Raw genomic sequence first — 15,079 nt, 5'->3', positions numbered from 1 at the left:
AGAATATGCCTAATTTAATAAATAACTTTAGTTACCTCACACGATATTGGGGCAAAGCCCAAAAAAATCCCTATTCCGAAGAAAACTATCATCTTCTGGTCTATCACTGCCTAGATGTTGCCGCAGTAGGTCGATTATTATTGGCACCACACAAAAAATTAACACAGGATCTCGCAAATTTTTTGGGATTATCACCAGAATCATTACAAAATCTGTTTTCATTTTTTCTGGTACTACATGATATCGGCAAATTTGCCTCTGCATTTCAGCAATTATATTCCCAAGAAAATACTGATCTGATTAAACCTGAACAATATTCTCCCTATGATTCCAAATTTTTCAGGCATGATCGGTTAGGGCTATTTTTCTGGAAAAAAATTCAGGACGACGTACTGCTTGCTTTAGTGGAAGATGATGGCCTGCAATTCAGTGAAGATAAACAAAAGAAACAAGCACTGAAAACGTTAATGATTTTGATGCAGTGTATGCTCGGTCATCATGGTAAACCCATTGATGATGCTGATTGGAACGCAATTACCGATTTTACTGAGTCCCAAAATGTTGTCGATGCAACGGCATTTACCCATGATCTACTGACGCTTTTTCAACCTCGTCTGCCACTGGCAAAATTACTTTCAAAAGAGTGGCAACACAACCTGAAACAGGTGAGTTGGCAACTTGCCGGTATTGTCGTACTGGCTGACTGGATAGGCTCTGATTGTTATCATTTTCGTTATCAAACCAAAGCGCTTCCGTTAGCGGAATATTGGCAGCTTACCCAAAAGCAAGCCCAAGTTGCCTTAAATGGCATTGATTTCCATAACACCCGCGTAATATCGCCTTACACTTCTATTCAGGAGTATTACCACTTTTCGCCAACCCCATTACAAAAATGGGCGGAAAAAGTCCCGATTAATGACTCTCCACAGCTTTTTATTCTGGAAGATGTCACAGGAGCGGGCAAAACAGAAGCTGCCCTTGCTCTGACTCATCGCTTAATGCAAACCGGTACTGCGGATGGTTTCTATTTTGGCCTGCCAACAATGGCAACTTCCAACGCTATGTTTGGTCGAATCGCTAAACACTACCATCGTATGTTCGATACAGAAAACGGCAACCTGCCCAGTATCGTTCTCGCTCACGGTGCACGTGAAATGAATGACAATTTCCGTGACATTATCCTGACCTCCGAACACAACGACAGTGATTACACCAGAGACGATAGCACCGCGACAGCACAGTGCCACCGATGGCTGGCAGATTCTAACAAAAAGGCGCTATTGGCATCGGTGGGCGTAGGTACTATCGATCAGGCATTGCTTGCAGTTTTACCAAGAAAATACCAGTCACTTCGATTGATTGGATTAAATCGCAAGGTATTGATCTTTGACGAGGTACACGCCGCAGATGAATACATGTTTGCATTACTGGAAAGCTTATTAAGTCTGCACCTGCACCAGGGTGGCTCCGTGGTATTACTGACTGCCACGCTCTCCTTAAAACAGCGCCAACGGCTGGTGGATATCTGGCTATCAGCCGGCGGAATCCCACCACAAAAATTGCAAAAAACGGCCTTTCCACTGGCAACCCAGGTCACGTTAAACCCAGAAAATCCACTTATTGAGGCTCCTTTACGCAGTCGCCCAGATGTTAGCCGTACCGTCACGGTAAAAACCGTGAATCATCTGGATAAATGTGTACAAATCGCTCTGGACGCCGCTCAAAATGGGCAATGTGTGGTTTGGGTTCGTAACTCAGTGGATGATGCACTCCATGCTTTCCGACTGATTCAGTCACAAATGGAACAGCCGGAAAATTGCCTGTTATTCCACAGCCGTTTTATTTTGCATGACCGAAAAATGCTCGAAGATCGTGTGCTGGCAATATTTGGTAAAGAGAGTAAGCAGAAAGATCGGCAAGGAAAGATCCTGATTACAACACAGGTCTTTCAGGAAAGCCTTGATGCTGATACGGATGTCATGATCTCCGATATCTGCCCGATTGATGACTTGATTCAGCGGGTCGGGCGCCTGAACCGCCATACTCGTAATGCAAATGGAGAATATAAGCCAGGCATTATCGATAGCCGATCTGCGCCTAAATTATATCTCCACGCACCAGAATGGGATGACCAACCTAACGCTGATTGGCTGAGTAAAGATTTCCGCAATACTCAATATGTTTATCGTTCAGCCGGACGTTTATGGCTTGGCTTACGCGAACTACTGCGCCTGGGTGCCATTCGTATGCCTGCTGAGGCTAGAACCTTGATCGAAGCCGTTTACGGTGAAGATGCCGATGAACAAATCCCTGATGCACTCAAATACAAAGATGATGAAACAATCGCTGAAGGGAGGAGCAAAGACGCCGTAGCACGATCACAAGCCCTGCAATGGCAACGCTATGAATATAGTAAACGCAGTGCCCGCGGCTGGTATGACGATGATTGCGATATCAGCACCCGATTTAGCGATATCGAAACGGTGAGCGTACTGCTTGTCAAACTGACCGAAAGCGGGGAATTAATACCGTGGGTAGAAAATGAAAAATTCCCTGTCCAATTAAGTATCGTCAAAATTTCAAAAAACAAATTTGCCGATAAGCTGCAACCCATACCAGCGTCTCTTTCTCAAGCGGTAGAACAGTTACAGGATAAATTCAAATCCGTCAAATACCTGCAAATCTGGCTGCCAGAGAGTGACCCTCATTTTACTTATGATCCCAACATTGGTTTTTATCCTAAGCAGGAGGCGTAATGAACCTTGTTAAAGACGCATGGCTGACTTTTAGCATGAGAAATGGCAGCGAGAAAAAGTTGCCACTGACGGCAATCGGTGATCCTGCCGTTGTCGATTTTGCCCTGCCGAGGGCTGATTTTCAGGGAGCTGCTTATCAGTTAGCAATTGGCTTGCTGCAAACGGTTTTTGCCCCTGAAGATGAAGACGAATGGCATGAATTTTATCAACAAGCCCCTACACAAGCTGACTTACAGACTGCATTTAATCGGACAGAACATGCTTTTAATTTGTCAGGAGATGGCCCTCTGTTTATGCAGGATTTTGATCCGTTAGCTGAAAGAAAGCCTATCGGTATTTCAGGATTATTGATTGAATCGCCCGGTGAAAAAACGTTGAAGGATAATACTGACCACTTTATAAAACGCAGCCAATGTGAAGTCATTTCCCCTGAAATGGCCGCTATTGCGCTATTCACATTACAGATTAATGCCCCTGCCGGCGGTGTTGGACATCGAGTGGGGTTGCGGGGAGGCGGCCCACTAACAACTTTGATTCAGCCACAAGAATTGGATGCTTCACTATGGCAAAAACTTTGGCTTAATGTCATCAATCGGGAACTTTGGTCTTACCCAGATCCTGATCTCAACAGTCCAGACATTTTTCCGTGGCTGGGTAAAACTCATATCAGCCAAAAAGCAGGAACAGAAATTTACGCACATAATGTCCATGAGCTGCATATGTATTGGGCAATGCCACGGCGAATTCGTCTGGAGATAGACGATAAGCCAGCTACTTGCCAATTAACGGGGCAAGCAACTCACCAATCCGTTTCTGGCTATCGTACCCAAAACTATGGCAATAACTATTCTGGTACTTGGCAACATCCCTTAACTCCTTATCGATGGAATCCTAAAAAACCGGATGAAGAGCACCTTTCCGTCAAAGGGCAGCCCGGTGGCATTACCTACAAGATCTGGGATAGCCTGACTTTTTCCGATGATAAACATGGTCAACAAGTAGCTCAGGTTATCGACCATTTTAACCAACTCAATGATTATTTTGCGGACGAACAGAGTTACACTCCACGGTTGTGGGTTTTTGGCTATGATCTGGATAACATGAAAGCCCGCTGCTGGTACTCCACCAGCCTGCCTCTATTTTCCATGCCGATTGAAAAGAAAGATGCCGTTTTCCGGCGCGTCAAAACACTACAAAACCTCTCTGTCAATGCGTTGACTCAGTGTCGTACCCAGATCAAAAGCGCATGGTTCCATCGCCCAAATGAGATAAAAGGCGATATATCATTTATTGATGCTACCTTCTACCAACGAACCCAAACAGTCTTCTTTAAAGCTGTACAACAGATTGTCAGTAGCCAGCATAAAGCTTCTTCCCTATCCACCGAAGAAGCTAAAACCTGGCTCTACCAACTCAGAAATACCTGCTTTGATCTCTTTGATGAATTTGTACTGTCAGAAGATACCGATCCCAAAAAATTACTGGAAAAAATCGAGGCACGGCAAATTCTTACCAAGTGGCTGATGGGTTCTAAAGATATCAAGTCATTTATGGCAGAGCACAATATAGAAACCAAATCATCCAAGAACACGAAGAAGGAAGTTATCAATGACTAACCTAAGTGAAGGTCGTTTACTGCGCTGGTGGGAAAGCATGTTTTTATCCCCCGAAGAATTGAAGGAAAAAAAGATTCCCCCTGCACCAACGCTCTATAAGGCTGAATTAAAGCGTTGCCAGGATATTGAGGCGGTCACTTTCACCGAAGGTTTTCGGGCATTATGGTTCAGTTTGCCAGAAGATATTACCAAAGAAGCTGAACAAAAGACCGTTACACTATGGGCGATGATTGCCGTCACTCTGGTGTATGTCAAAACTAACACCACTACCAATCTGGCTACCGCCGCAGGCACCAAAACAGAAAATGACAAGCCCATTGTCAGTACTCATCGCTTTGCTCAATTACAGGCAGCCAAAACTCCCGATGAATTTATTATGCGTTTGCGGCGCATCCTGCAACAACTGAAAGGCCAGGTTTCCGTCTTGTCTCTCGCCAAAGATATTGAACAGTGGATGTGGGAATACCACCATCCAAGAGCATATCGAGCCAATAAACGCCTTTGTGTGCAATGGGCAATGGATTACTACAAAGCCGCTAAATAACCCCAATAATTAATCACTTTTAATCTATAAGGAATTTTAAATGAGCCAATTCATTCAGCTACATCTGTTAACTTCCTACCCTCCTGCTAACCTGAACCGCGACGATCTCGGACGTCCTAAAACCGCCAGAATGGGCGGAGCTGAGAGATTAAGAATTAGCTCTCAAAGTTTGAAGCGCCATTGGCGAATCTCTGATCTGTTTCAGGATGCTCTCGTAGAGCACCTTGGTTTTCGTACCAAACGTTTTGGATTCCAGGTTTATCAACGCTTACTTAATGGGGGAGTTAAAGAAAAACAAGCCACTGAATGGGCTACTATTATTGCAGAAGTATTTGGCAAAAATAAAAAAGATGAGCCTCTGGAAATTGAACAGCTGGCTCATATTAGCCCGGCAGAAAAAGAGGCTACCTTTGCATTGGCCGATAAACTCATCGCTGAAAATCGCGCACCGACCAAAGAAGAATTGAAACTACTGAGCACAGAAAAAACGGCCGTAGATATTGCCCTGTTTGGCCGTATGTTGGCATCCAGCCCTGCTTATAATGTAGAAGCAGCCTGTCAGGTTGCTCATGCTATCAGCGTTCATAGTGTCGCCGTGGAAGATGACTATTTTACCGCTGTAGACGATCTCAATGCGGGTAAAAGTGATTCCGGTTCAGCTCATATTGGCGAAACCGGCTTTGCGGCTGCCCTGTTCTACAGCTATATCTGCATCGACAAGTCTTTGTTAATCGAAAACCTGGCAGGCAATGAAGCACTGGCGCATAAAGCCATTGCCGCCCTGACAGAAGCCGCTATTAAAATCGCCCCATCCGGCAAACAAAACAGTTTCGGCTCCCGCGCCTATGCCAGTTATGTGTTGGCGGAAAAGGGAGAATATCAGCCTCGCTCCCTGTCTGTTGCGTTTTTTAAAACCCATTGATAGCGAAGATCAGGCAACCGATGCTATCAAGGCGTTAGAAAATCAGAGGAAAAACTTCGATAACGTTTATGGCGCTTGCGCTGACACACACTATGAAATCAATGCCGTCACGGGTGAAGGTAGTTTTACTGAACTACTTCAATTCGTCACTAAGTAAAAAAAGGGGCCAATATGCAGACTTACCTGGTCTTTCGCTTATACGGGGCACTAGCCAGTTGGGGGGTGGAAGCAGTCGGTGAAAGCCGTCCGACCGACACTTATCCAACCCGTTCGGCTATCTTAGGGCTATTAGGCGCAGCATTGGGTATCCGGCGTGACGATGAAACACAACTTGTGGCATTGCAGCAGGGTATCAAAATCGCCATCAAACAGATTGTTTCCGGTTTATTGATGCGGGATTACCATACCGCCCAAGTCCCCTCGCAAGAGAAAAAACAGGCACATCTGACCCGTAAAAGTGAGTTACGTGATAAATCCAAATTAAACACGATACTGTCTTCACGCGATTACCTTGCTGATGGCGTGTGGGTTATCGCAATTTCATTGACCGAACAGGCCAGTTTCACACTTTCGGCTTTGCGTGATGCGCTGATAAAACCGGTCTTTATGCTGAGCCTTGGGCGAAAATCCTGCCCTCTTGCGCTTCCGATGATGCCGAAATTGGCAGAATATCCGTCATTAAAAGCAGCTCTCGATACGTCTTTTCCTCCCTTACCTTATCAATCAGAAAAAGCCAATCACTACTGGCAGCGTAATCATGATGTCGTGAGCTATTTTTGGGAAGGAGATGAAGACGAGATCACAATCCCTGATACGACAATACTGACTCATCAACGTTGGGATGAGCCACTATCACGCAGCCGCTGGCAGTTTACGCAACGCACGATGCACCAGTTATCGTTCCAGTTATCGACCGTGGAGGGAACACATGTATCTGTCTAAAGTTACCTTGCACCCTTCGGTTTATCATATACAAGCACCGTCACGAAAACAGACGAAAAATGATGTCTATGCTTCCCACCAACTCTTGTGGCAACTGTTTACAGAACAGGAAGAGCGCAATTTCCTGTTTCGGCAAGAGATGAGCTTAAGTGGCAGACCTGAATTTTTTGTGTTGTCCACAACTACACCGATAGCCAATTCCCCGCAGTTCCAGATTCAGACCAAACCTTTTATCCCTCAATTACATAACGGTCAAAAACTGGCGTTCAAACTCCGCGCGAACCCTACTGTTTGCATCACAAATAAAGATTCAGGCAAACAGCTTCGCCACGACGTATTGATGCATGCCAAGCTCCAGGCAAGACATTCTGGTAGCTCAGATGAAATCGAATCAGTAATGACGCAAGCCGCCCAAGCCTGGATACAGGATGAAAAACGACTGGCTAATTGGGGTATTCGCTTTGACTTCGCCCCAGATATTGAACGTTATACCCAACATCGCAGCTTCAAAGCTTCTGGCCAGAAAGTGGCATTTTCCAGTGTGGATTTTCAGGGCGTGCTCACTTTGTCAGATAGCGAACTTTTCCTTGAGCAATGCCAGAAAGGGTTTGGCAGGGCAAAATCCTTTGGTTGTGGGCTAATGCTGATAAGGGCACTGTAATGGCATTTATTCCATTAAAACCCATTCCCATCAAGGACAGGAATTCGATGATCTTTATCGGCATGGGGCGTATTGATGTCAAAGATAATGCGTTTGTTGTGATCGATGAAGCCAACGGTGAACGTATGCATATTCCCGTTGGTTCTCTCGCCTGCATTATGCTGGAGCCGGGCACCCGCATTAGCCATGCTGCGGTAAAACTGGCTGCTACTACCGGAACATTGCTTATTTGGGTGGGGGAAGCGGGTGTCAGGCTCTATTCCGTAGGACAACCAGGAGGTGCGCGTTCAGACCGACTGCTTTATCAGGCCAAGCTGGCACTGGATGAGGATTTAAGGCTCAAAGTTGTCCGCAAAATGTTTGAATTGCGCTTTGGGGAGCCTGCTCCCCAAAAACGCAATGTCGAACAGCTTCGGGGCATTGAGGGCGCTCGTGTCAGAAAAACCTATCAAATATTGGCAAAACAGTATGGGGTAAAATGGCATGGGCGCAATTACGATCATACGGATTGGGATAAAGGTGACCTGATCAATCGCTGTATCAGTGCCGCAACTTCTTGCTTATATGGAGTGACCGAGGCAGCCATTCTGGCGGCTGGCTATGCACCTGCCATTGGTTTTCTGCATACCGGCAAACCCCTGTCATTTGTCTATGATATTGCGGATATCTTGAAGTTTGATACTGTCGTGCCTATTGCGTTTAAAGTCGCGGCCACCAATAGCATTGCTCCTGACAGGCAAGTCAGAATTGCTTGTCGCGAGAAATTCAGGACAGACAAAATTCTGAAACGCCTTATTCCCTTAATTGAAGAAGTACTTGCGGCGGGCGAAATTTCCCCGCCACCCCCTCCTGCTGATGCACAACCTCCCGCCATTCCTGAACCGGTATCTATCGGTGACATTGGGCACAGGAGCCAGTAAAGATGAGTATGACGGTGGTCGTAACAGAAGCCGTTCCTCCTCGATTACGGGGACGTCTGGCTATTTGGTTACTGGAAATACGGGCAGGGGTTTATGTAGGTAATATCTCGCATAAAATCAGGGAGATGATTTGGCAACAAATCACGGAACTGACTGAGGATGGAAATGCCGTTATGGCATGGCAGACCAACACCGAATCTGGGTTTGATTTTCAAACCTTTGGTGAAAACCGAAGGGAACCGCTAGATTTTGATGGCCTGCGTTTAGTGAAATTTAAACCACTTTCTGAGGATCAGTTTGGGAAAGTTAAAGGCGATTAAAATGGTAAAGTTTTTTCTGTTGATAAAAGTTTTTTAGCACAATTGGTTATATTTAGTGTGTTCCCCGTACTCACGGGGGTGTTCCGTGATCAGCATCATCCCCATATTTTGCAATGGTGTGTTCCCCGTACTCACGGGGGTGTTCCGAATTTTTCCCGCTGGACGGCGGTAAAGGACTTGTGTTCCCCGTACTCACGGGGGTGTTCCGGCGTGTTCTGACCAATGCATGTCAGTCATGATGTGTTCCCCGTACTCACGGGGGTGTTCCGATTTACGGGCGCTGGCATTGGCTCCGAATGCGGTGTTCCCCGTACTCACGGGGGTGTTCCGTTTTATAACGTGACCGGTGACCAGCAAGGATTGTGTTCCCCGTAAGCTCAATGAATAATTCCAATATGCCCCGCATAAAAAACATTAATATAACTATTGATTAAATAAGGTAATAGCAAACCAAAGATAAGATTATTCATTGTCGTTTAACAATGACTTATTGTGATAAGTCATATAAATAATAAATAAAATTAAAACATTTATAGACTATCCTCTTATTTTAAGTAACCGAAATAAAAATCAATATAAGAAATAATTTCAATATCAATTTATTATTTTTACTAACATCTTGGAGAGATAAAACTCGTTCTATTTGATGATAAAACAAACGAATATTCCAAATTGTGCAATATTACACCTACAAGCATAATTCGTTGATGATTGTCAAAAAGAGCTATGATAATCTACGCGCCTTTCCGTCTTAATTCGTTCATTTTATAGACAACCAAATATCAAAAATAGGAAGTGAATTCATTTATGAACTTAACTAACACTAGCAAACTGTTAGCTGCTACTTTATGCCTTGCGACCTCATACAGTTATGCAGATAGCGAGCGCCCACTTTTTTCATTAACCGTATCCGAATCTGGCGTTCAGCAAACAAATAATGACGGTAGCTTATCCCAATCAACTAAATCGGGATCTCGTATTCTGCCAATTTGGGGTGATGTCGCACGAGCAAAAGGCTACGACCTGCCTGAACCGTTTGGCGCTAGTTATAGTTATATGAATATGCGGCAGGATATTGTCGTAGATAGCATTAAATTTAAATTTACTAACCCAAGATTTCGTAATTGGGAAAAAGCAATCATTATTGATGCAGGTGATACTCGACAGAAAAGCGAAACCCATATGCTTAAACTAGATTCTTGGGTGTTACCTTTCCTGAATGTCTACGGCGTCTATGGAAAAACCAAAGGCAAATCCACAACAAATTTGGATAATATAACTTTTATTGGAGACACTGAGTATGGTAAAGACATTCCTTTCGAATTGAACTTCAAAGGAAAAACTTTTGGTGGTGGTGCCACTCTTGCCGGTGGTTACAACCAATTTTTTGCCACATTAGATGCTAATTATACTCGTACCAATCTTGATATCTTAGATGGAGATATTAGTGCTTTAGTTATTACTCCACGAATTGGCTATGAATTTATTTTTGAACCATTATTTGTTGGTCAAGGAAATGCAAAAGCGCAAATTTGGGTAGGTGCCATGTATCAAGATATTACTCAACATTTTAGCGGCGATGTCAGTAAACTCAATTTACCTCCCAAACTCCAAGAGGGAATGGTGTACATTAAAGGCATGACTGACATCAAATTCGACGTCAAACAACACCTTGCCCATAAGTGGAACAATACCGTTGGTGCACGTTTCGAAGTCACCCGTAATTTCAATATTTTGTCAGAAGTCGGTTTTGGCAACAGAAACAGCTTCTTTATCTCCGGTGAGTTCCGTTTTTAATGTTTAACCTTACAATATTCAAAAGGCTGGTAATTTCCAGCCTGTTTATTTTTGCCATTTCATCGGCACACGCTGATATCCTGCCCGATCGGCAAAAAATTGATGGTTGGTTAAACAAATTAGGTGGCAGCAACCATTTTGATGACCACAAAAAAATTGACTGGGGCGTATTGCCCGGCCCTTTTTACACCCCTGAAATGGGTATCGGAATTGGTGTTGCCATAGTTGGCCTATACCGTCCTGACCATTCAGACCACATTAGCCAGACCTCTTCATTGGGACTCAGTGGCTTTGGTTCATCTACCGGCGCGTTTGGACTGAACTTTACTAATTACAATTTTCTTGCCAGTGACCAATGGCGGTTATTTGTTTCCAGTACACTGAATAACACCCCAACTTACTATTGGGGCAAGGGCTATCATGCTGGTAAAAATGACAGCAACAAAGAGAAGTACCGCTCGCAGGAATTTTCTATCCATCCACGGCTTCTCTATCGCATCACTGACGCTACCTATGTGGGATTAGGCTGGAATTTTTCATCCGTCAATGCCAGTGATCCAGATAGCGGTGCAAAACGGTATTTTGCACAGTCCGTCGGTGGTCGTTCCGTGATAAGTTCTGGTGTCAGTGCCCATTTCAGTTATGACACGCGGGATTTTTTGCCCAATGCGCGGCACGGACAGATATTTGAGATCATTTATACCTATTTTCCCCCTGAATTGGGCAGTGATCACCCTTTCCATACCACCCAACTTCAGTTTTCAACCTATTATCAGCTATCTGAAAAGACAGTTCTGGCCTTTGATAACTATGCCCGTTTCAGCGCAGGTGATGTACCGTGGAACCAGCTATCACTACTTGGTAACGGCCAGCGGATGCGCGGGTATTATGAAGGACGCTATCGTGACAACAATATCTTCACAACACAGGTAGAGTTACGGCATAAACTTGACTGGCGCCACGGTGTGGTCGGTTGGATAGGCACCGGCACGTTGGGAGATTCTCCTTCACAATTGGGAACTAAACATTGGCTTCCTTCTGTTGGTATTGGCTATCGTTTCGAGTTTAAACCACGCATGAATGTCAGATTAGATTTTGGTGTCGGTAAAGACAGTACCGGATTTTATTTCCAGGTTGGGGAAGCGTTTTGAGATTATTTGTTACACTCTGCCTCTGTTTCTTACTGATGGCATGCAAAAATCAACCACAATCTGTTGCTCCGGTAAAACCTGTCCTTATCAGTGATACCCATGAACAATCACAGCAAAATTGGGATGCATTACCTCCCATTACCCCGCCAGAAGGTTTAAGGGCCTGCTGTGCTTTCGGCTATAACCTTAAAGCCCAACTCTGGAATATCCCCATTCCCTTCTACGACATCGACAATATTGTAGAAGCCAAGAAACTGGGTGATCATCACTATAATGACAGTGTTATCGGTGCCAGTGCCGCTTTGTTGGGGGTAAGCAATGAAAAAGTTGGTCTGCTCTATACCCATCAGGGAGGGTTTATTGATATCTCCCATGTGAGGGATACCGCAGATTATACGCTTTATCTGTTTAGCCAGATTTACGCGCATCTTGGTCAGGAATGGAAATTAACCCTGAATAATGAACTTGCCGCACGTAAAATTCATTTTTTTGCTTTTACACCACCGGAAGAACCTGCTGAACGCTATACGCTAAGTGCCTATTTGGCGGTTAAACTCGCTTTTCAGCTTGCTGCCTGGCATGAAATAGCGCAATGGTATGGCTATCAATCAGTCCCTGGATTTTCAGAGGGCATTTCGGCTTTTTCCCCGGAAGATCTCTATTCCAACCTGTTGGGTGCACGGTTGGCTCTGACACTGATCCTGGAAGGACGCGCTTCTTCTGTAACGCAGTTCTCGGACTCAATGGCTAAGATCTTGCCGATAGCTTTGCATGAACTTGGGGATTATCCTAAATCAGGCACAAAGGAGATGTTTGATAGCGTAGATGGTTTGTGGTGGAACAGTTATCAACGCATTCCAGAAAAGTTTTTAGTACTGCACCGGAATTATGATATCCAAGACAACCGCTACCCATTAATGCCTTTCGGTAAAGAGAACTTTGCCCTGCGTCTATCTCTGCCTGAGCATTATCAGCATTTTTCGTTGGATAAACTGGCTGAATTTCAACTATGGCCAACCAATGAGATGAAAAACCTGCCTGTTCCAAAGCAATATTGGACAGTAAAAGATTTTAAAATACTGGCGGAAAATGCCCAACGGGAAGATAAGAGACAATTGCTCATTAAATAAGCCCATCCCATCGCTATTCAATATATACGAGGAATATGCCAAATTAACCGGTATATTCCTCGTAATGTTCCATACGAATTACTTACCAAATTCCCCCAATACTCCACGTATTGGTGTATGCCGTTTAATTAGCTCCTGCAAAACCTCTTTCAGTAGCTGGCTTTTGCTATCACCCAGCGGTTCCAGCACACTTTTTTCGTGAGATTCCGCCTCGGTCAGCAATCCTTCTACCACTTTTTTCCCTGTTTCAGTCAAACTTACCAATGTAATACGGCGATCGCTGCCACCATTGGAGAAACGCGCTATATACCCCTGTAGTTCCAAACGCTGCAAAACACGGGTAATGGTCGGTTGTTTACTGACCGTTTTCTGTGCCAAAAGGCTGATGCCAATCGGGCCACTTCCTGCCAACGCTGATAACACCCGCCACTCCAGCACTGACAGCCCCCGCGCTTCAACGATATCATGGAATTCAGAAGAAACTAGCATCCATGCCTGCCCAAGCAAGGCAGGCAAGTAATTGTCAACAAACACTTTTGAATCTGGCATAAGTTGAACAACCTTTTATATCTCGATTAATATTTTCCTGATAACAGTGAGCCAAATCTCGGAACGTATGTATTCAGCCCAAGCTGTTTCAATATCATGTAGGTTGTCGCCACAGATGAAGAAATAACAGGTAATCCCACCCGATCTTCGATCAGAGGTACTGACGCCAAAGAAGGCATTTGTACACAAGCGGAAGCAACGATAACATCCACATTGCTATTTAATCGTTTGGTAATCTCCACCGGTGCGAGAGGATCTTGTCGTCCGACAGCAAGGTTGTCGGGGATCTCCAACGAAATGCTGTCGATAACTTCAATTCCCTCATTTTCAATGTAATCAATCACTAACTGAGTCAATGGCTTCATGTAAGGCGTTAGTATGGAGATTCGTTTCGCTCCCAAAGCATGTAACCCATCCACCAACGCCCCCGCGCTGGTCACAACTGGCGCCGGATGTCCATTTTCCACCGTCCGCAGATGGAGGCGCTTTTCAGAGATTCGGTGATATCCCTGTCCCATGCTCATGATCGCCACCAAACAGGCATATCCCAGTACATCGACCGCTGCATCCGACAGTTCAAGCGCACAGCGATCACTGTCTGCATCCATGGCCGCCAGTTCTGTTTTTGTGACCGTTTTCATTCTCATGCGGCTGGAATGAAAGGTGAAACGTTCAGGGCTTATCGCTTCACGGGCGCGCAGGATAGCGGGAATTTCTGTTTCCATTGTCGTATTTGAAGAGGGAACAATCAGCCCCACTCTAAAATGTCTTGTGTTATTCATGGGAGATCCTCCTGATCGGATGGCAGATCGGTAAACCGGATCGCATTCATCGGACGACGGTTCACTTTTAGATCGAAGATATCAAACCGGTTGTAATGCCCTGTGATATCGTGCATTTGACGCGGCTGAATACAGCGATTCAAGTCAATCTGCGCATAGACGATCCCTTCTTTATCAATCAGGGGATCACCAATCACTCGCCCATCAGGCCCAATAATGCCGGTAAATGCACTATTAGAACGTGCCAGCAACTCTTCAGCTTCAGGATGACTGGCCGACATCGCTTTTACAATTTCCGGCGAAATCGTGGAGCAGGAGACGATGGTAAACACCTTGCCTTCAAAACAGTGAGCTGACGCTCGTAAACGGATCGCCTCAGCCATATCATAATCCGGTGGTGCAACCGGCAGGGAGATATAACTGGCAACATGTACCAATTCCCCCTGAGATAACAAGGAAAAACGCGCCAACGTATTGGTATTTTCGCCGCAGGCCAGCACGCCCAACGGCCCGATACGGGTATCATGTACTTTTAATGAAGCCGCATCACCATTCGCCCATGTCAGTTTCTCTGCCCATGTCGGCATCAGCTTGCGATGACGCCCCAAAATGTTTCCTTCATCAGAAATGGTCACCAAAGTGTTATAGAGTGTTGCTATACCATTAGAACTGCGTTCATTAACCCCAACCACAACGTTGATGTGATGACGTGCCGCAGCCAGTGCGATTTTGTTGATCTCCGGCCCTGGCACTTCAATGGCAGATTTGCACAGTTTCTCAAACCATGGGCTGCCTTGTATCGGGTTCATCACCCAGTTCCAATAGGGGTAACCAGAAACAAACACTTCAGGAAAAGCCACCAAACTGGCTCCCTTATCTGCCGCTTCCTGGATCAGCCGACAAACGAGATCAACTGTCGCCTCTGTATCCAGAAAGACAGGAGCAGCCTGTACCGCAGCCGCCTTGAACTTAGGAAGTTTCAGCATATC

Annotated in this window: 13 protein-coding genes, 1 pseudogene and 1 CRISPR repeat array; of the genes and pseudogenes, 11 read left to right on the top strand and 3 right to left on the bottom strand. The window is 45.1% G+C overall.

Going from position 1 to position 15,079, the window contains the following annotated elements; genetic code table 11:
- The first annotated feature begins 5 nt into the window (after positions 1 to 5).
- The 11 genes and pseudogenes from BDE27_RS00830 (at position 6) to BDE27_RS00780 (ending at position 12,759) form a co-directional block, all read left to right on the top strand.
- Positions 6 to 2,756: a CRISPR-associated helicase/endonuclease Cas3 gene (locus tag BDE27_RS00830; protein ID WP_099130755.1), complete on the top strand. Its 2,751-nt coding sequence runs from the start codon at positions 6 to 8 to the stop codon at positions 2,754 to 2,756.
- Positions 2,756 to 4,372 carry a type I-E CRISPR-associated protein Cse1/CasA gene (casA, locus tag BDE27_RS00825; protein WP_099130756.1) on the top strand — a complete coding sequence of 539 codons (1,617 nt, stop codon included), beginning with the start codon at positions 2,756 to 2,758 and terminating at the stop codon, positions 4,370 to 4,372. The genes BDE27_RS00830 and casA overlap by 1 nt, the downstream gene beginning before the upstream one ends.
- Positions 4,365 to 4,916: a type I-E CRISPR-associated protein Cse2/CasB gene (gene casB, locus BDE27_RS00820; protein ID WP_099130757.1), complete on the top strand. Its 552-nt coding sequence runs from the start codon at positions 4,365 to 4,367 to the stop codon at positions 4,914 to 4,916. Before casA ends, casB begins: the two co-directional genes overlap by 8 nt.
- 40 nt (positions 4,917 to 4,956) lie before the next feature.
- A pseudogene (gene cas7e / locus BDE27_RS00815) lies at positions 4,957 to 5,995 on the top strand (type I-E CRISPR-associated protein Cas7/Cse4/CasC).
- Between the two features lie 14 nt (positions 5,996 to 6,009).
- Positions 6,010 to 6,780: a type I-E CRISPR-associated protein Cas5/CasD gene (cas5e, locus tag BDE27_RS00810; protein ID WP_099130759.1), complete on the top strand. Its 771-nt coding sequence runs from the start codon at positions 6,010 to 6,012 to the stop codon at positions 6,778 to 6,780.
- Complete coding sequence (gene cas6e / locus BDE27_RS00805; RefSeq protein WP_099130760.1) at positions 6,767 to 7,441, top strand: type I-E CRISPR-associated protein Cas6/Cse3/CasE; 675 nt, start codon at positions 6,767 to 6,769, stop codon at positions 7,439 to 7,441. Before cas5e ends, cas6e begins: the two co-directional genes overlap by 14 nt.
- Entirely contained in the window at positions 7,441 to 8,361 is a 921-nt protein-coding gene (gene cas1e, locus BDE27_RS00800) for a type I-E CRISPR-associated endonuclease Cas1e (protein ID WP_099130761.1), read from the top strand. Before cas6e ends, cas1e begins: the two co-directional genes overlap by 1 nt.
- A 2-nt stretch (positions 8,362 to 8,363) precedes the next feature.
- Complete coding sequence (gene cas2e / locus BDE27_RS00795; protein ID WP_099130762.1) at positions 8,364 to 8,681, top strand: type I-E CRISPR-associated endoribonuclease Cas2e; 318 nt, start codon at positions 8,364 to 8,366, stop codon at positions 8,679 to 8,681.
- Positions 8,682 to 8,737: 56 nt separating this feature from the next.
- Positions 8,738 to 9,011: a CRISPR direct-repeat array (repeat unit 30 nt; unit sequence TGTGTTCCCCGTACTCACGGGGGTGTTCCG).
- A gap of 477 nt (positions 9,012 to 9,488) precedes the next feature.
- Positions 9,489 to 10,478, top strand: coding sequence for a hypothetical protein (locus BDE27_RS00790; protein WP_099130763.1), 990 nt, complete (start codon positions 9,489 to 9,491; stop codon positions 10,476 to 10,478).
- Positions 10,478 to 11,629 carry a BamA/TamA family outer membrane protein gene (locus BDE27_RS00785; protein ID WP_099130764.1) on the top strand — a complete coding sequence of 384 codons (1,152 nt, stop codon included), beginning with the start codon at positions 10,478 to 10,480 and terminating at the stop codon, positions 11,627 to 11,629. Before BDE27_RS00790 ends, BDE27_RS00785 begins: the two co-directional genes overlap by 1 nt.
- Before the next feature lie 35 nt (positions 11,630 to 11,664).
- Entirely contained in the window at positions 11,665 to 12,759 is a 1,095-nt protein-coding gene (locus BDE27_RS00780) for a DUF4056 domain-containing protein (RefSeq protein ID WP_099130765.1), read from the top strand.
- A 78-nt stretch (positions 12,760 to 12,837) separates the two neighbouring features.
- On the opposite strand, the gene BDE27_RS00775 is transcribed toward BDE27_RS00780, so the two are convergent.
- From BDE27_RS00775 to BDE27_RS00765, 3 genes are read right to left on the bottom strand one after another with little or no spacing between them, the layout of a single operon-like run.
- On the bottom strand, positions 12,838 to 13,308 hold the full coding sequence (locus BDE27_RS00775) for a MarR family winged helix-turn-helix transcriptional regulator (RefSeq protein WP_099130766.1): 471 nt from the start codon (positions 13,306 to 13,308) through the stop codon (positions 12,838 to 12,840).
- A gap of 26 nt (positions 13,309 to 13,334) precedes the next feature.
- A complete protein-coding gene (locus tag BDE27_RS00770) occupies positions 13,335 to 14,090 on the bottom strand; it encodes a maleate cis-trans isomerase family protein (protein ID WP_099130767.1) in 756 nt (251 codons plus the stop codon).
- Positions 14,087 to 15,076 carry a carbon-nitrogen hydrolase family protein gene (locus BDE27_RS00765; protein ID WP_099130768.1) on the bottom strand — a complete coding sequence of 330 codons (990 nt, stop codon included), beginning with the start codon at positions 15,074 to 15,076 and terminating at the stop codon, positions 14,087 to 14,089. Before BDE27_RS00765 ends, BDE27_RS00770 begins: the two co-directional genes overlap by 4 nt.
- Positions 15,077 to 15,079: the final 3 nt, after the last annotated feature.

This window comes from Xenorhabdus ehlersii (assembly GCF_003610465.1).
In the GTDB taxonomy this organism is placed as follows: Bacteria; Pseudomonadota; Gammaproteobacteria; order Enterobacterales; family Enterobacteriaceae; genus Xenorhabdus; species Xenorhabdus ehlersii.
The sequence above is the reverse complement of the archived record's forward strand: the minus strand, read 5'-3'. Positions and strand labels throughout refer to the sequence as shown.